Genomic DNA, 16785 nt, shown 5'->3' on the forward strand with positions numbered 1-16785 from the left:
CCGCAGAACCGCTCGCTAGTCCCGGACCTCCGGGGCCGCGTCGGTGTCACCCGGGGACCCGCCGCGACGCAACACCTCCGCACGCGCCCGCGCGATGCCACCGTGCTCCAGCGCGGCCAGCAGTGACTCCCCCGCCCAGACCGTGCGTCCGCGGTGGCGTACGACCACCCGCATCCGCCCCGCGAGGTGCTCGATGGCGCCGGGCACGTTGCGCCGCTCGGCGGGCAGCGGCACCGGCAGCACGTGCGCGCGCCCGAGGTCGCCGCGGCCATCGATGTCGACGCTCCAACGGGCGCTGCGGCCGCGCAGCGACCAGTGCTCGTCGGACACCGCGGCCCGCACCGGGGAGACGACCGGGTCGCCCAGGCGCAGCACCCGGCCGTCGGGCAGCCGGACGACCACCGCGGTCACCGTGGTCCGCAGCGGCCCGGCGCTGACCTCGCCGCCGGCGAAGGCCACGCAGACGCCGTCCTCGGCGAAGCCCTGCGCCTGTCCCCACCACCACGAGTCCGGGAACCCGCCCCGCCCCCAGTTCTTCTCGCCGTACGCCGTCCAGCCGTCGAGGTCCCAGGTCTGCTCCCCGAGCACCGCGGTGCCGTGGACGCGCCCACCGAGCAGCCACGGGTGCCAGTACTGGTTGAGCGCCGGGACCGCCTGGAAGACGCTCGACCCGCCGAACGAGCGCCGCGGCCACGACACCGCATCCACCAGACGGGCATCCACGCGCGCGTCGGGACCCAGATCGACCTGCAGCGCGTCGACCGTGCCGTGGAACGCCTCCCCGGCGCGCGCACCGAGCCCGTCGGGCTGGGCCGCCGCGTCGGGGTGGACGCGCGTGCGCAGGAAACCGCCCGGGTGGGCCGCCAGCCCGAGGGTGGCCCAGTGTCCGTCAGCGGCCCGGTTGACGCCGTTGAGCGCGATCAGGACCCGTCCGGTGCGCGGGTCGGTGAACCGCCAGAAGTAGCCCTCCATCGCGACCCCGTGGGCCCGCAGCGGGTCGCCCCACGGCAGGTCGGCCCCGCTGCCGCGGTAGCGCGCCAGCAGCCGTCGCGCGGCCCGGGCGGGCAGCGGGCTCACAGCCAGGTCGGGGTCGGGCATGCCCGCACCATGCCCGTCTCGACCGCTCCTCATGCGGTTACCGTCCCGCCATGGGACGGATCCGGGTCGGCATCTCAGGGTGGACCTACGCCGGGTGGCGCGGTGACTTCTATCCGAAGGGCCTGCCGCAGCGTCTCGAGCTCGCCCACGCGGCCAGTCGGCTGAGCTCGGTGGAGATCAACGGCTCCTTCTACTCCCTCCAGCGCCCCACGTCGTACGCCGCGTGGCGCGAGCAGACCCCCGACGACTTCGAGTTCGCGGTCAAGGGCGGCCGGTTCATCACCCACATGAAGAAGCTGCGCGACGTCGAGGTCCCGCTGGCGAACTTCTTCGCCTCCGGCGTGCTCGGCCTCGGCCCCCAGCTCGGCCCGGTGCTGTGGCAGCTCCCCGCCACGCTGCCCTTCGACGCCGAGCGCCTCGACCACTTCTTCACCCTGCTGCCCCGCACCACGGAGGAGGCCGCTGTCCTAGCGCGCCAGCACGACGCGAAGGTCCCCGAGGACCGCGCCCTCACCGTCGCCGAGGACGTCCGCCCGATCCGGCACGTGCTGGAGTTCCGCAGCGAGTCGTTCTGCACCGAGGAGTCCTTCGAGCTGATGCGCCGCCACGACATCGGCTGCGTCGTCGCCGACACCGCCGGCCGCTTCCCCAAGGCCGAGGTGGTCACCAGCGACGTCGTCTACGTGCGCCTGCACGGCGACACCGAGCTCTACACCAGCGGCTACTCCCCCGAGGCGCTCGAGGGCTGGGCGGCACGCTGCCGCGAGTGGGCGCGCGAGCAGGACGTCTACGTCTACTTCGACAACGACGCCAAGGGCTTCGCCCCGCACGATGCCGTCGCGCTCAGCGCGCTGCTCGGACTCTGACCGCAGGGACTCTCGACTCGAGAGTCAGAAGTCCGGACTCGACGGTCGTCGGTCGCGGGAGCGCCGCATGTGGACCGTCACCAGGCAAGACCCGGCGAGCAGGATCACCGCGACAGCGACGAAGGGCCACGGGCTCCACCGGTCCGCGCAGCTCGTCGCGCCGTCCGCGAGGGCCTCGCACACTGTTCCCGGCCCCGAACGGTTGATCCAGGCGAGGTAGAGGGGCGCTGCCGACAGGCCGCCCACGAGGGCGATGGCCGAGTGAGTGCTCAGAGGCTTCCAGAGCGCGCCGACCACTGCGAGCGCAATCGCCACCGGAAGCAAGAAGATGCCGATCGTCAGGAGGCCGGCGACGCCGAACCCCAGAAGTGCACCAGTCGCTGCCCACCAGGCATACGCCCAGACGGGAGGACGCCGACGGGCGTTCTGCACAGGAGCAGCGGTCGGGGCCTGAGTCATGGGGTAACCGTCGATCTCTCGGGTGGAAGTGAACCTTCCACCCTTCATCGGGAGCGTCAATCCCGAGCTCGCCAAGCGCATCGCGGCCCCATGAAGGTCGCCCGCCTCCCCGGGGACCGGTCGGCCCCTGTGCCGAGCCCGCATATCCGACGAGCAGGACTTCTCGGCCGGGAACCCGCGACGCAGGCGTGGGAGCTGCCCAGGCGCAGACCCGCGTCGCGCCTCCCCTCGACACATGACAAGAGGCCCTGAACTGCGTTTCCGCAGTTCAGGGCCTCTCTCTGCTCCCCCGGTTGGACTCGAACCAACAACCCTCCGGTTAACAGCCGAATGCTCTGCCAGTTGAGCTACAGGGGATCGGTGCAGCGCGGGAAACACTAGCAACTGCGGGGCCGGGTGCGAAATTCGGGGCCCGGGGACGGGCCGCCCGCAGCCGGCAGGCGCTCAGCCGGGCTCGATCTCGGCTCGTGCCTGGGCCAGCGCGGCGTCGGCCACCCGGCGTACGGCGGGCTCCTCGGGGTCGATCCCGGCGTCGTAGTGCACCAGCCAGGTGATCTCCGGGTCCCCCGACGGCGCACGGCGGGCCACGACGCGCAGGCCTCGGTCGCCGCGCACGACGACGTGCACCTGGAAGACGATGCTCGCGGTCACCCGCTCGCGCACGAGCTCCAGCAGCCGCCCCGGCTGCTCCAGCGCCAACGCGTGCACCGGGCGCACCTGGCCCCAGGGACCGAGCTCGGTCACGCGCAGCACGCCGGCCTCGCTGTCCCAGTCGGCCGCCTCGATCCGCTCCCACGGCAGTCGTACGACGGGGCCCGCGGTGGCCGGGACGTACAGCGCGTCGCGGGTGCCGGCGACCGGCCCCCGCCCCGAGGTGGCCACGGCGAGGACGCGCTCCCCCGGGCCGACCGCGACGTCCGCGCCGCCGGGCACGCCGCCGCGCCGGCCCACGAGGGCTGCCAGCCGGGCGATCATGCGGCCCCGATGATCCGGTCGCGCAGCGCGCGCCGGTGCTGCTCGAGGGCGGCGAGCTCGCCGAACATCTTGTTGTACTCGGTCGGGTGCTCGACCGGGTTGGTGCGCTGCAGGCGCGACTTGACCTCGGCGATGCGGCGCAGCGCGGTCAGCTCGAGCAGCCGGTTGACGTGCAGCGCGACGTAGGCGGCGTCCGGGTCCTTCGCGGTGAGCAGCGGCTCGACGGCGAGCGCGCTGATCGCGGAGGAGACGTCGGGCTCGGTGGCGGCGTCGCGCAGCCGCGCGGCCCAGCCGGTGTCGCCGGACCCGGCGGCCGGGCCACCCTGGGCGGCCACCACCGCCCACACCCCGCGATAGGTCGGGTGGGTGAAGTCCTCGGGACCGACCTCGGAGGTGGTGCGCCCGATCGCCATCGGGTGCTGCACGACGAGCTTGAGGGTCTCGCGCTCGAGGCCGAACCGCGGGTCGCGCAGGTCGGGCAGCCGGCGTCGCGGCGGAGCGGCGGGCGCCTCGGCGGCCGCGGACCGGACCGGCTGCCGGCGCTGGCCCGGCAGGTCCGCGGGCCGCTTGGCCGCGCGCTGCACCTCGCCGCGCGCCTGGTCGGGGTCCACGCCGATCATCTGGGCCAGCTCACGGGCGAACGCGTCGACCTTGGAGCGGTCGCGGACGCTCGAGACCAGCCGGGCGCCCTCGCGCAGCGCGTCGATGCGCCCGTCGGCGCGGTCCAGGTCGTACTTGCTGACGATGTTGCTCAGCACGAAGCGGTACAGCGGGGTCCGCTTGGCGACCAGCTCGCGCACCGCCTCGTCGCCCTTCTGCAGGCGCAAGTCACACGGGTCGAGGCCGTCGGGCTCGACCGCGACGTAGGTCTGGGAGACGAAGTTCTGATCGCCCTGGAAGGCCCGCAGCGCGGCCTTCTGACCGGCGGCGTCGCCGTCGAAGGTGAAGATGACCTCGCCGCGGAACTCCTCGTGGTCGTGCAGGAAGCGGCGCAGCACCTTGGCGTGGTCGTCGCCGAAGGCGGTGCCGCAGGTGGCGACCGCGGTGCCGACGCCGGCGAGGTGGCAGGCCATCACGTCGGTGTAGCCCTCCACCACCACCGCCTGGGTGGTGCGGGCGATCTCCTTGCGGGCCAGGTCGAGGCCGTAGAGCACGTGGCTCTTCTTGTAGATCGGCGTCTCGGAGGTGTTGAGGTACTTGGCGTCGATGCGGTCGTCGTCGAAGATCCGGCGCGCGCCGAACCCGATGGTCTCCCCGCTGGCCTCCCGGATCGGCCACAGCAGCCGGCCGCGGAAGCGGTCGTACGGCGAGCGCCCGCGCGCGACCAGGCCACCGACGACCAGCTCCTCCTCGCTGAACCCGCGGGCGCGCAGGTGGCGGAAGAGGTCCTCGCCGCCGCGCGGGGCGAAGCCGACGCCGAAGGTCTCGGCGGCCGCCTGGTCGAAGCCGCGGTCGGAGAGGAACTGGCGCGCGACCCGGGCCTCCGGGGTGAGCAGCTGCTCGGCGTAGAACTCCTGGGCGACGCGGTGCGCCTCCAGCAGCTTGCTGCGCTGCGGCCCCTTCGGTCGGTCGACTCGCTCGTCGCCCTCCTCGCGCTTGAGCTGCACGCCGAACTTGTCGGCGAGCCGCTCGACGGACTCCGCGAAGGACAGCGCCTCGACCTCCATGAGGAAGTTGATGACGTCGCCGCCCTTCTGGCAGCCGAAGCAGAAGTAGAAGCCCCGGCTCGGGGTGACCTGGAACGACGGGGACTTCTCGTCGTGGAAGGGACACAGGCCCTTCTGCGAGCCACCACCAGCGTTGCGAAGCGTCACGTAGGAGGAGACGACCTCATCGATGCGCGCCTTCTCGCGCACCTCGCTGATGCTCTCCTCGCGGATCCGGCCTGCCACGCGCCGATCGTACGGGGCGCGCCCCGCGCCGCGGGCAGCACCTGTGGAAACCCTCAGTAGTCCCCGGTCATCACGTTGGCCAGCGGCTCCCCCGCCGCGAAGCGGTGCAGCTGGTCGCGCACCAGCCGGTGCGCACGCGGCCACATCGCGCTGCTCGCCCCGCCGACGTGCGGGCTGATCAGCAGGTTCGGCACCTCCCACAGAGGACTGTCGGCCGGGACCGGCTCGACGTCGGCGACGTCGACGGCGGCCCGCAGCCGCCCGGAGCGCAGCTCGGCGAGCAGGTCGTCGGTGACCACCACCGCACCGCGGGCCACGTTGACCAGCAGCGCGCCGTCCTTCATCCGGGCCAGGAAGTCGGCGTCGACCAGGCCGCGGGTCTCGTCGGTCAGCGGCACGATCAGCACCACCACGTCGGCGTCCGGCACCAGTTCGGGGAGCTCGGTGAAGGCGTGCACGCCCTCGCGCGCGGTCCGCGCGACGCGGACCACCTCGACCTCGAAGGGCAGCAGCCGGGCCTCGATCGCCTCGCCGATGGCACCGTGTCCGACCAGCAGCACCCGCTTGTCGGCCAGCGCGGGGCGCCACTCGAAGGCCCACTCGTGCCGGTCGTGGGCCCGGACGAACTCCGGCACGCCGCGCAGCGAGGAGAGGATCAGCGTGAGCGTGAGCTCGGCGGTCGAGGTGTCGTGGATCCCGCGACCGTTGCACAGGGTGACGCCCTGCGGCACCCGGCTGCGCACGTTGTCCACGCCCGCGGAGAGGGTCTGCACGACCTCCAGGCTGCGCATCTGCGGCAGCACGTCCCCGACGTCGGGGCTCATCCGGTACGGCGTGACGTAGAACGCCACGTCACCGACCGAGTCCGGGACCTCGGCGGTCGGGTCGACCACCTCGTAGCGCAGCCCCGCAGGCGGGTCGCCGAGGAGCTCGGGGTCGAAGGGCAGCCAGACGAGGGGTGCGGTCACACCCGGACCCTAGCCAGTCACCGCCGGCGGCGGGGCGTGCGTTCCGGTCCGGTCCGGCCACGCTCAGGAGGTGCGTCCGCTCAGCCGCTCGTGCCACGCCACCGCGCTCGCGTCGGTCAGCGACGCGACCTGGTCGATGACCACCCGCAGCCGAGCGGCGTCGTCGGCCGCGGCGTGCCAGTCGTCGACGAACGCGCGCTGGAGCTCGTCGGGTCCCCGGTGCGCCAGCCTGGCCACCAGGCCCATGATCAGCTCACGCTGGCGCTCCATCAGCCGCACCCGATCCTCGGCCTGCATGACGTAGTGCGCGGCGATCCCCTTGAGCACCGCGATCTCCAGCATCGTCGTGCGCGGCACGACCAGGTCGGCGCGGTGCCGCACGAAGGGGCCCTCCCCCGCGGTGAACGTCGCGTGCTGGACCGCACCGCAGAAGCGGCCGACCAGGTCGCTGGTGAGGTTCTTCAACGCCGCCTGCGCGCGCCGGCTGCCGTCGTAGGCCACCGTGGGCCAGCTGTCGATGGCGCTCAGGCCCGTGAGCACCGCGTCGAGCTCGGCGTCCTCGGCCTCGGGGACGTACCAGGCCCGCACCGTCTCCCACACCGCCGCCCGGTCCAGGCTGGTCAGGTCGACGCGGTCCGCGACCACGCCGTCCTCGACGTCGTGGACCGAGTAGGCGACGTCGTCGGCGAGGTCCATCACCTGCGCCTCCACGCAGGTGCGGGTGCCCTGCGGCGCGCCGCGGCGCATCCAGTCGAAGACCGGGAGGTCGTCGTCGTAGACGCCGAACTTGCGCACGAAGCGCGGTGTGCCGTCGGCGTGCACGCCACTCGGGTCGCCCGCGGCGAGTCGACGCCAGGGGTACTTGGTGCAGGCGTCGAGGGTCGCGCGGGTGAGGTTGAGCCCCACCGAGCGACCGGTGTCGTCGAAGGTCTTGGCCTCGAGGCGGGTCAGCAGGCGCAGCGTCTGGGCGTTGCCCTCGAACCCGCCGCAGTCCTCGCTCAGCTCGGCGAGCACCTGCTCGCCGTTGTGGCCGAACGGCGGGTGGCCCAGGTCGTGGGCGAGCGCAGCGGTCTCGGCGATGTCGGGCAGGCCGCCCAGCGCCCGGGTGATGTCGCGCGCCACCTGCGCGACCTCGAGGCTGTGGGTGAGCCGGTTGCGCACGAAGTCGTCGGTCTGCGGCCCGACCACCTGGGTCTTGCCGGCGAGGCGCCGCGACGCGGCCGCGTGCACCACCCGCGCCCGGTCGCGCTCGAACGGCGTGCGTGCGGGCGCGTCGACGCGCTTGGGGGGTTCGGGCACCAGACGTTCGCGGTCCGCGGCGTCGTACAGGGCGAGGGGGTCGAGAGACATTGCGTCAGACTGTAGGCCCTCGCGGGGACAGCCTCGGAGGCCGAGCCTGTCGAGACCGGTCCCGCAGAGTTGGACGCGGCAGCGGCGCTCGGTGATCATCCGACCATGGCCGTCCGCCCCCACCACGCAGCGAGCTGGCTGCTGAACGCCCACGAGCGCGGCAATCGGGCCACCCGCCTCGACGCGCGGCACCCGGAGGGCACCGCGTGGTCGTCGGGCAACCGGGCGCGGCCGCTGGTGGACGGGGCGTCGTACTTCGCCGACCTCCACGAGCGCCTCGAGGCGACCCGTGCCGGCGACCTGGTGCTGTTCACCGACTGGCAGGGCAACCCCGACCAGCAGCTCACCGACGACCCCGACAGCACCATCGTGGAGGTGCTCGGCCGCGCCCTCGACCGCGGCGTCGACGTGCGTGCCCTGGTCTGGCGCTCCCACCCCGGCCGCCTGGGCTACAGCGCCGACGAGCACCGCGACCTCGGCCGGCGGCTGCAGCGGCGCGGCGCCGACGTGGTCCTCGACATGCGGGTGCGCGCCAACGGCTCGCACCACCAGAAGATGGTGGTGGTGCGCCACCGCGACGACCCCGCCCGTGACGTCGCCTACGTCGGCGGCCTGGACCTGTGCCACGGGCGCCGCGACGACTCGACCCACCACGGCGACCCGCAGGGCGAGCCGATCTCCGCCGAGTACGGCGAGCGCCCGGCGTGGCACGACGTGCAGGTCGCGCTGGAGGGCCCGGTGGTCCACGACGTCGAGACGGTCTTCCGCGAGCGCTGGGAGGACACCACGCCGCCGACGCGCAGCCCGCTGCGACGCCGCCGCGACGCCGCGCTGCGCCTCGACGAGGAGCGCCGCCCGCTGCCGCCGCAGGCGCCCCCGCCTCCCCCGCTGGAGGAGGACCACACCGTGCAGCTGCTGCGCACCTACCCCCGCCTCGGCCCCGGCTGGGCCTACGACTTCGCCCCCGACGGCGAGCGCTCGGTCGCCCGTGGCTACAGCAAGGCCGTCGGCGCCGCCCGGTCGCTGATCTACCTCGAGGACCAGTTCCTGTGGGGTCGCGAGATGAGCGACGTACTCGTCGCGGCCCTGCAGGACAACCCCGGACTGCGCCTGGTCTGCGTGCTCCCCCACTTCCCCGACCAGGACGGCTGGTTCGCCCGCGACCCGCAGATCGTGGGCCGACTACGCGCGATCCGCCGCCTCCAGCTCCAGTTCAACGAGCGGGTCGCGTTCTACGGCCTGGAGAACGAGGCGGGGACACCCGTCTACGTCCACGCCAAGGTCTGCGTCATCGACGACGTCTGGACCTCGGTCGGGTCCGACAACTTCTGCCGCCGCTCCTGGACCCACGACTCCGAGCTGTCAGCGGTCGTGCTGGACGAGGAGCCCGAGGGCGGCTACGGGCAGTGGCTGCGGCTCCGGCTCGCGGCAGAGCACCTGGACCGGATGGAGTCCCAGGAGCTCGCCGCGGTGAGCGCGACGCACGAGCCGAAGCTGTTCGACGTGATGGCCGACTGCGTCGACGCCCAGGCGCAGTTCGAGCTCTTCGCTCAGAGCGCCGACGCCCTGGACGCCTGGCACGCGGGCGGACGCCGCGGCCCCCGGCCCGCCGGCCGGCTGCGCCGCCTGCCCACGCCCACGCTCCCGGTCGCGCGCCAGCTGCTGGCCGCGCCGTGGTATCGCTATCTGCACGACCCCGACGGGCGTCCCGGGCGCATGCGCCGGCGGCGTACGTTCTGAGCATGCGACAGGAAGGCACCCCGTGACCGCCTCCATCCCCGAGCCCGCTCCGCCCTCCCGCGAGCGGGTGATCGCGCGTGGACTGGAGTGGTGCGCCCGCTGGAGCGCGCGCTGGATCCTGATCTTCATCGCGCTCTGGCTGGCCAGCCAGGTCCTCGGCCGAATGTGGACGATCCTGCTGCCGGTGGTCCTGGCGCTGATCGTCACGACCGTGCTCGCCCCGATCTCGATCTTCCTCGAACGACGGCTGCGACTGCCCGCGTCGCTGGCCGCCGCGAGCACGCTGCTCGGCGCGATCGCCGTGATCGTCGCCGTCGGGTTCGCGCTGGCCCCGTCCACCGCCGGTCAGGCGGGGGCGATCGCCGACGACGCCACCGCGGGCCTGGACCGGATCTCGCAGTGGCTGCGCGACACCGACATGGTCACCCACAAGCAGGTCGACACCGCGATCGACGCCGTGCAGGACAAGCTCACCGCCTCCGCCTCCACCATCGCCTCCGGCGTCCTGGTCGGGGTCGGCGCGGTCACCAGCGCCCTGGTGACGCTCACCGTCACCTTGATCCTGACCTTCCTCTTCCTCAAGGACGGGCGCCGCTTCCTGCCCTGGCTGCGCCGCCTCGCCGGCCCCAGCGTCGGCACCCACCTCGCCGAGGTGCTCGGCCGGGCGTGGTCGACGCTGGGCGGGTTCATCCGCACGCAGGCACTGGTCAGCGCGATCGACGCCGTCTTCATCGGCCTGGGACTCGTGCTCGTCGGCGTCCCGCTGGCGGTCCCGCTCGCCGTGCTCACGTTCTTCGGCGGCTTCGTGCCGATCGTCGGCGCCTTCGTGGTCGGGGCACTCGCGGTGCTGGTCGCGCTCGTCTCCAACGGCTGGGTGGGCGCGCTGATCGTCCTCGGTGTCGTGGTCGCCGTGCAGCAGCTGGAGGGCAACGTGCTCTCGCCGTGGCTGCAGTCGCGCAGCATGAGCCTCCACGCCGCGGTGGTGCTGTTGTCCGTCGCCCTCGGGTCCGCGCTGTTCGGCATCGTCGGCGCCTTCCTCGCGGTGCCGGTGACCGCCATGATCGCGGTGGTCTTCCGCTACCTCGACGAGCAGGTGACCGCCCGCTCCGAGGCCTGGGTCGTGCCGGCGCGCTCCCCGGACGAGCCCGACACCGATGCGGACGCGGGAGCCCGGGGCGGTCCGGAGCCCGAGACCCCGCCTGCCTGAGCCACCGGCGAGGGGGGCCGTCCCCTGCAGCACCGACCCCGGTTCGCGGCGGCGGCCTACGATCCAAGGGTGAGCGTGGCCCGCGAACGCCCGACGATCCTGGTGACCGGTGCAGCCGGCCCGGCCGGCCGCGCGCTCGGCGTGCTGATCGGCCGGCTCCCGCCGACCCGGCGGCCCCGCGCCGTGGGCGTCGACCTCGCGCCGCGACCGACCGAGGGCTACGAGGTGGTCGAGGCGGTGCCGGGCGCCGACGACCCGCGCTACGACCGGGCGATGCTCGACCTGCTCGGCCGCCACCGCCCGGACCTGGTCCTGCCCACCGTCTCCGAGGAGCTCCCGCGCCTGGCGGTCCTGGCCGCGGCCACCGGCCTGGGCGACCGCGGCCTGGTCCTCTCCGGGCCCGGCCCGGCCCGGATCGCCGGTGACAAGCTGCTGACGATGTGGGCGCTCGCCCGTGGCGGCGTACCCGTGCCCCGCCACGCCGCCGGCGGCGAGCTGGCCTCGGCGTCGGAGGCCCTGCGCTGGGCAGGAGGGCCGGTCGTGGTCAAGCCGCGGGTCTCGCGCGGCGGCCGTGGCGTGCACGTGGTCGAGCACGCCGACGACCCGGTCTGGAACGGTCTCGACGACTCGTGGGTCGTGCAGGCCTTCGCCGGCGGGGTCGAGTACAGCCCCCAGGTGCACCGGTCCCCGCGCACCGGCGAGTGTCTGGTGGTCGTGCTCGAGAAGACCGGTCGCAAGCAGGGAAGGGTCGGCAACGCGACCTCGGTCGTGCGCCTGCCCGACGACGCGGCGACGGACGTCGCGGCAGTCGCCCGACGGACGGTCGAGACGCTGGACCTGGTGGGCCCCGTCGACCTCGACGTACGCCGGCTCGACGACGGCACCCCGGTGGTGCTCGAGGTCAACGCCCGCTTCGGGGCGGTCTCCCCCGCGGCCCCCGAGCTGCTCGACGCGGTCCTCGACGAGGGGGCCGGGGCCGTCCCGTGACGTCCCTCCTCATCGCCCTGGTGCTCGTCGTCGGGATGGCCCTGCTCATCGGCGGGATCGTGCGTCTGACGTTCGTGCCGCTCGCGATCCTGTTCGCCGTGCGCGAGCGCCGCGCCCCCGCGGGGCCGATCGGTCTCGGCCCGATGTTCGCCGAGCCGCCGACCGTGGCCGTGGTCGTCCCGGCGTACGAGGAGGGCGTGGTCATCGACGCGTGCGTCGCCTCCATCCTCGCCACCGGCTACCCGCGGCTGAGCATCGTGTGCGTCGACGACGGGTCCAGCGACGACACCTTCGCGCGGATGCAGCGCCTCGCCCGGAAGCACCCCGAGGTGCAGGCGATCCGCCAGCCGAACGCGGGCAAGGGCGCCGCCCTCAACACCGGCGTGGCCGCCAGCTCCGGCGAGATCGTGGTGATGGTCGACGCCGACGGCGTGTTCGGCCACGACACCCTCACCGAGCTGCTGCGCGGGTTCCGCAACGAGCGCGTGGGCGCCGTGGGCGGCAACGACCAGCCCGGCAACCTCGACCGCGTGCAGACCCGGTTCCTGGCGCTGATCAGCCACGTGGGCACCGGGCTGATGCGCCGGGCCCTGGACACCCTCGACCTGCTGCCGGTGGTGTCGGGCAACCTCGGGGCCTACCGCCGCGACGTGCTCGAGCTGACCGGGCCGGTGCGCACCGACACCCTTGGGGAGGACCTCGAGCTGACCTGGCGGGTGCACCGAGCGGGCTACCGGGTGACCTTCAGCCCGCACGCCTGGGTGTTCGCGGAGTCGCCGTCGACTCTGCACGACCTGTGGCGCCAGCGGGTGCGATGGGCCCGCGGGCTGCTGCAGGCGGTCTCCATCCACCGCACGATGATCGGCAACCCGCGCTACGGGGCGTTCGGCCCCTACCTGCTCTACAACACCCTGACCCAGGTGACCGGCCCGTTCCTGTGGCTCCTCGGCCTGGTCTCCCTCACGGCCCTCGTGGGGGTGGACGGCGCCTCGTGGCTGCCGGCGTCGTGGCTCGCCTGGCTGCTCGCCCTCAGCCTGGTGGGCTCGACCGCGCTGCTGGTGCTGGCGCTCCTGCTCGACCAGGCCCTCGCGGACCTGCGTCACCTGTGGACGCTGCCCCTGTGGCCGCTCTACTCCACCCTGATGAGCTTCGTCATGCTCGACGCCGTACGGCTCGAGCTCGGCAGAGCGGAGAACCGATGGAACAAGGCGCGACGCACCGGGACGGTGTCGGTCCGGGGCAGCGACGGCGCTGGCCCTGGCTCGTGATCCTGGTCCTCGCGATCCTGGCGACGACGGTGGCCGCGCTGAGCGTGGCGCGCCCCTGGGAGGACGTCCCGCCCACCATGCGGCGGGGCCAGGCACCCGCCGAGGCCCGCTCGGTCAGTATCGACTTCGGGATCGTCACCGACCCGGAGACCGACTGGTCGGCGATCGACGAACGTCTCGACCGGGTGGGCGCGAACATGGTCGTGCTGGGAGCCGGCCGCGTGGAGTTCACCGCCTTCGACTGGTCGAGCCATCCCGACGCCGCTGCCGAGCCGGGCACCGACCACATCGCGCGCGCCGCCCGAGCACTGCAGGAGACCGAGGACGGCGCCCAGCGCGACTTCGCGCTGCTCGTCGACGCCTACGTCCCCAACTGGATCGCCGCCGACCCCTCGATCGCGGGTGCCGAGGAGAGCGGCTACCGCTCGACGTACCAGGCATCGGCCTACCAGCTGGCGCGGGGCGAGGTCGGCGACCGCCTCGTCGAGTACGTCGTGGCCCTCGGCGAGCGCTACCTCCCGGCACAGATCGCGATCACCGAGCTGTTCCTGGACCACACCGCCGGACGCCAGGACCTGCAGCTGTTCCAGGAGATGACCGGCGCCGAGGACTGGCCTCGCGCGCCCGACGGAACGGTCGAGAACAACGCCGACGTGCTGCGCTGGCGCGCCGAGGTGATCACAGGGCTGCTGCGGCGCATGCGCGCCGGGCTCGACGAGGTCCGCGACGGCGAGGGCGCCGCGATCGAGCTGGCGATGGACGTCCGGGTCGACTGGGAGGACGACCCAGCGGCCGGGGCCCTCGCCTCCGGGCACGACTACGACGTCCTGCTCCGGGCCGCGGACCGGCTCGTCGTCTGGGCCTACCCCTTCGACCGGCACTCCCCCGCCGAGATCGAGGGCATCGCGAGCGCCCTGCGCGCAGCCGGGGAGGACATGTCGCGGTTCACGATGTCGGTCGGGTTGTGGGCCCAGACGTCCGTCGACGACGAGGCGATCTCGCCGGACACCCTGGTCCGCTCGGTGCGGGCCGCCCGGACGAACGGGATCACGTCGGTCAACGTGACGCCCGTGTCGCTGATGGACGACGCCCTGTGGCGCGCGCTCGCCCGAGCCTGGCACCCGGCGACCGGCTAGTCCCCGGCCTGCGGCAGGTCCGGCACCACCACCCGCACCTCCGTGCCGGCTCCCGGAGTGCTGTCGATCGTGAGCGTCCCGCCGTGCTCGTCCACGATCGTCTTGACCAGCGACAGCCCGAGGCCGACACCGCGCACCCTGCGCCGGCGGGTGTCACGGGTGCGGTAGAACCGCTCGGTCAGCCGGGCCAGCTCGTCCGCGGCGATGCCGGGGCCCTCGTCGCGCACCCGGACCGCGGCGGCCCGGCCACCGTCGGGACCAGGCACGCGCTCGATGGTGACCACCACGCTGGCCCCCGGCGGGCTGTGCTTGACGGCGTTGCTCAGCAGGTTGTCGACCACCTGGCCGAGGCGCTGGGCGTCCGAGACGAGCGGCACCTCGCCGTCGCCGGCGATCCTCAGCTCCACCTCCGCCGCGCGCGCGGCAGGTTGCTGGGTGGCCACCGCCGCGTGGACCACCTCGACCACGTCCAGCTCCTCCGGCGCCCAGGACAGGCCGTGGACGAGCTGGGCGCTGAGGAGCAGGTCGTCCACCAGCTGGCGCAGCCGGACGGCGTTGCGCTCGACGACCTCCAGGTAGCCGCGCTGGTCCTCGCTCAACGGCGCCCGGTCCAGGCGGAGCAGCTCCAGGTAGCTCAGGATCGACGACAGCGGCGTGCGCAGCTCGTGGGACACCAGGCCGATGAACTCGTCTTGGAGGCGCTGCTCCTCGTGGCGCGCGGAGACGTCGGTCCCGACCAGGACGAAGCCCGCCGGGAGCGGCTCGATGGCGGGCCGCGGTGTCACGACGATCTCGAGCGGGCGCGAGGAGCCGTCGGGCAGCACCACCGGCCACTCCGAGACGCCTGTGCCGCCGGACGCGGCGGCGCCCAGCACCACCGCCAGCGGGCTCGAGGCGTCCCGCGCGACACGCTGCGCCAGCACCGCGGGATCGACGAGGTCGGTGAACGACGTGCCCACCAGCTCCTCGGCGTCACGGTCGAGGATGCGCTCCGCCCCGCTGTTCGCGGTGAGCACGACACCGTGGCGGTCCATGCCGACGATCGCCTGCTCGGTCGCGGCCTGCACGATGCTGTTCAGGACGTCGCGCGAGGCACGCAGCTCCCGCGCCTGCACGGCGAGCTCGGTGCGGGCCTGCTCCAGCTGCTGGCCCTGGCGCCGCTCGTCCTCGACGATCGCGTGCACCACCCAGGCCAGGTAGGCCACCACGAGCACCGCGATGCCGCCCTGGAGCCAGACGTAGGGACGCCCGGGCACCAGCAGGACGGGCATGAACAGCACCACGGCGGAGGCCCCGAGGCCCACCGAGATCCCAGCGGACCCGGGGCGGAGCGAGAGGCTGAGCAACGGGAGCAGGACCAGCACGTCCACCAGGCCCAGCTCGAGCCCCGCGCCCAGGTCGAGCAGCCCGACCGCCACGATGTGCCCCAACGGCAGCGCGTAGCGCGCCGCCGGCGGCCACCTCGCCCACCACGGACCCAGCGCCGCCAGCTGCACCGTGACGGCCAGCGCGCCGGCCGCCAGCGCCAGCGCCCGGCTCTCGAGGTCGGCGACCCGCAGCAGTGCGGCCGTCACCAGCAGCAGCAGGACGGTGGTCGGCACCTGTCGCACCCACAGCAGCCGCGGCGCGGACCAGTGCAGCCACGCCTGACGGTGCGCCTCGTCCAGCGCGGTCTCGGTGCTCAGGTGCTGCTCCCGTGCTCACGCCCGATCCCCTGGCCATCCACGGCGGCACTCGCCCGGAGCGCCGATCCCCGCCCGACCGTCTCGCTCGCCCGCACCGTCTCCAGCGGTTCCACCTCGCGCGCGGGGCTGAACCGCGCCCAGTAGCGAGCCGCTGTCCGCACGACGTCGGGCTGGATGTACTCCCGGTGGGCCTGGGAGACGAAGGCCGCGAGCATCTTCAGCTTGGTGTCCATGAAGCCGTCGATGTCCACGAACCGGTTCGGGGCGAAGTCAACGGTGGAGGACGGGCTCTGGAAGCACCACACGCTCGGCACCTGGCGCGCCGCGACCTCGACCGCCTCGTGCACCGCCCGGTGGTCCTGGTGCCGGTCGTGGACGCCGTGGGTGTAGATGCGGTCCGGCACCACGTCGGCCACGACCTCCTCGATCGCGCTGATGAGGCCCTCCGCCGGGACCAGGTGGGTGTCGGGGAAGTCCAGGTGCACCAGCCGCGCGCCCACGGTGGCCGCCGCCGCCAGGGCCTCGGAGTGGCGTGTCGACGGGGCGCCGCCCACCGAGCCGCCGGAGAGCGTCAACAGAGTCAGCTCGTCGCCGGACGCCGCGTGCGCGGCCAGGGTCGCGCCGACGCCGAGCTCGATGTCGTCGGGGTGCGCCCCGACCGCCAGCACCCGCTCGCGCCGCTCGGAGCGCCGCGCGCGCGCCCGGGCGGCGAGGTCGGTGGCGCGCCGGCGGAGATCCGCGGCGGCGACCGGCTTGGACAAGAAGTCGTCGGCGGACTCGCGCAGGGCCTCGACCGCGTGGTCGTACGTCGGGTACGCCGTCACGATCATGATCGCGATGGCGGGATGGAGCCGGCGCACCTCGGGGAGGATCTGCAGCCCCGAGCGACCGGGCAGCTGGATGTCGCTGACCAGCAGGTCGAAGGTGGTCCGCCCGAGCGCCGCGAGCGCCTCCTCGGCGGTGGTGACGACCTCGACCCGCATGCCGGCGTGCTGCTCCAGCACGATGCGCAGGAACCTGGCCGCGTCGGGGTCGTTCTCCAGCACGAGAGCGCGGTATCCGTCGTCTGCTGCCATGGCCGGCCTCCTCGAAGGTGGGACAGCCACTGTAGGCACGAACGCGGCGAGCCGGGCCGCCCCGACGGGACGGCCCGG

Annotated in this window: 14 protein-coding genes and 1 tRNA gene; 6 read left to right on the plus strand and 9 right to left on the minus strand. The window is 73.7% G+C overall.

Annotation, left to right across the window (positions count from 1 at the left end; translation table 11 throughout):
• Positions 1–15: 15 nt before the first annotated feature.
• Positions 16–1098, minus strand: a complete 1083-nt coding sequence (locus HBO46_RS13420; RefSeq protein WP_166140681.1) for a tocopherol cyclase family protein — start codon at positions 1096–1098, stop codon at positions 16–18.
• Between the two features lie 50 nt (positions 1099–1148).
• Here HBO46_RS13420 and HBO46_RS13425 point away from each other — a divergent pair, with 50 nt between their 5' ends.
• Positions 1149–1964: a DUF72 domain-containing protein gene (locus HBO46_RS13425; RefSeq protein WP_166140680.1), complete on the plus strand. Its 816-nt coding sequence runs from the start codon at positions 1149–1151 to the stop codon at positions 1962–1964.
• A gap of 24 nt (positions 1965–1988) precedes the next feature.
• On the opposite strand, the gene HBO46_RS13430 is transcribed toward HBO46_RS13425, so the two are convergent.
• The 6 genes from HBO46_RS13430 to HBO46_RS13455 all read right to left on the minus strand — a co-directional run bounded on the left by HBO46_RS13430 (position 1989) and on the right by HBO46_RS13455 (position 7608).
• Positions 1989–2423 carry a hypothetical protein gene (locus HBO46_RS13430; protein ID WP_166140679.1) on the minus strand — a complete coding sequence of 145 codons (435 nt, stop codon included), beginning with the start codon at positions 2421–2423 and terminating at the stop codon, positions 1989–1991.
• 284 nt (positions 2424–2707) lie between these two features.
• Positions 2708–2780, minus strand: a tRNA-Asn gene (locus HBO46_RS13435).
• Positions 2781–2867: 87 nt separating this feature from the next.
• Positions 2868–3398 (minus strand): hypothetical protein, encoded by a 531-nt coding sequence (locus HBO46_RS13440; protein ID WP_166140678.1) that lies wholly within the window; start codon positions 3396–3398, stop codon positions 2868–2870.
• A complete protein-coding gene (dnaG, locus tag HBO46_RS13445; RefSeq protein WP_166140677.1) occupies positions 3395–5290 on the minus strand; it encodes a DNA primase in 1896 nt (631 codons plus the stop codon). The genes HBO46_RS13440 and dnaG overlap by 4 nt, the downstream gene beginning before the upstream one ends.
• A gap of 53 nt (positions 5291–5343) precedes the next feature.
• On the minus strand, positions 5344–6258 hold the full coding sequence (locus HBO46_RS13450; RefSeq protein ID WP_224769051.1) for a 2-hydroxyacid dehydrogenase: 915 nt from the start codon (positions 6256–6258) through the stop codon (positions 5344–5346).
• 63 nt (positions 6259–6321) lie between these two features.
• Entirely contained in the window at positions 6322–7608 is a 1287-nt protein-coding gene (locus HBO46_RS13455; protein ID WP_191480155.1) for a deoxyguanosinetriphosphate triphosphohydrolase, read from the minus strand.
• 105 nt (positions 7609–7713) lie between these two features.
• Between HBO46_RS13455 and HBO46_RS13460 the strand changes: the two genes are divergently transcribed.
• The 5 genes from HBO46_RS13460 to HBO46_RS13480 all read left to right on the plus strand — a co-directional run bounded on the left by HBO46_RS13460 (position 7714) and on the right by HBO46_RS13480 (position 13946).
• The gene (locus HBO46_RS13460; RefSeq protein ID WP_166140675.1) at positions 7714–9348 is read left to right on the plus strand and encodes a phospholipase D family protein; all 1635 of its coding nucleotides are present in this window, start codon (positions 7714–7716) and stop codon (positions 9346–9348) included.
• A 22-nt stretch (positions 9349–9370) separates the two neighbouring features.
• Positions 9371–10555, plus strand: a complete 1185-nt coding sequence (locus HBO46_RS13465) for an AI-2E family transporter (RefSeq protein WP_166140674.1) — start codon at positions 9371–9373, stop codon at positions 10553–10555.
• A gap of 69 nt (positions 10556–10624) precedes the next feature.
• Positions 10625–11542, plus strand: a complete 918-nt coding sequence (locus HBO46_RS13470; RefSeq protein ID WP_166140673.1) for an ATP-grasp domain-containing protein — start codon at positions 10625–10627, stop codon at positions 11540–11542.
• Entirely contained in the window at positions 11539–12810 is a 1272-nt protein-coding gene (locus tag HBO46_RS13475; RefSeq protein WP_224769053.1) for a glycosyltransferase, read from the plus strand. The genes HBO46_RS13470 and HBO46_RS13475 overlap by 4 nt, the downstream gene beginning before the upstream one ends.
• Complete coding sequence (locus HBO46_RS13480; RefSeq protein WP_166140672.1) at positions 12807–13946, plus strand: hypothetical protein; 1140 nt, start codon at positions 12807–12809, stop codon at positions 13944–13946. The genes HBO46_RS13475 and HBO46_RS13480 overlap by 4 nt, the downstream gene beginning before the upstream one ends.
• On the opposite strand, the gene HBO46_RS13485 is transcribed toward HBO46_RS13480, so the two are convergent.
• Together HBO46_RS13485 and HBO46_RS13490 are read right to left on the minus strand one after the other, a co-directional pair.
• A complete protein-coding gene (locus HBO46_RS13485; protein ID WP_166140671.1) occupies positions 13943–15547 on the minus strand; it encodes a sensor histidine kinase in 1605 nt (534 codons plus the stop codon). The genes HBO46_RS13480 and HBO46_RS13485 overlap by 4 nt on opposite strands.
• Positions 15548–15627: 80 nt before the next feature.
• Complete coding sequence (locus HBO46_RS13490; RefSeq protein ID WP_166140670.1) at positions 15628–16707, minus strand: PIG-L family deacetylase; 1080 nt, start codon at positions 16705–16707, stop codon at positions 15628–15630.
• Positions 16708–16785 lie beyond the last annotated feature (78 nt).

Origin of the sequence: Nocardioides ochotonae, from assembly GCF_011420305.2 — a bacterium.
Classification (GTDB): Bacteria; Actinomycetota; Actinomycetes; order Propionibacteriales; family Nocardioidaceae; genus Nocardioides; species Nocardioides ochotonae.

Excerpts from the sequence above, each read along its gene's own strand:
- HBO46_RS13460 (WP_166140675.1), top strand. The coding sequence starts at position 7,714 with ATGGCCGTCCGCCCCCACCACGCAGCGAGCTGGCTGCTGAACGCCCAC.
- HBO46_RS13455 (WP_191480155.1), bottom strand. The coding sequence starts at position 7,608 with ATGTCTCTCGACCCCCTCGCCCTGTACGACGCCGCGGACCGCGAACGT.
- HBO46_RS13425 (WP_166140680.1), top strand. The coding sequence starts at position 1,149 with ATGGGACGGATCCGGGTCGGCATCTCAGGGTGGACCTACGCCGGGTGG.
- HBO46_RS13430 (WP_166140679.1), bottom strand. The coding sequence starts at position 2,423 with ATGACTCAGGCCCCGACCGCTGCTCCTGTGCAGAACGCCCGTCGGCGT.
- HBO46_RS13440 (WP_166140678.1), bottom strand. The coding sequence starts at position 3,398 with ATGATCGCCCGGCTGGCAGCCCTCGTGGGCCGGCGCGGCGGCGTGCCC.
- HBO46_RS13420 (WP_166140681.1), bottom strand. The coding sequence starts at position 1,098 with ATGCCCGACCCCGACCTGGCTGTGAGCCCGCTGCCCGCCCGGGCCGCG.
- HBO46_RS13490 (WP_166140670.1), bottom strand. The coding sequence starts at position 16,707 with ATGGCAGCAGACGACGGATACCGCGCTCTCGTGCTGGAGAACGACCCC.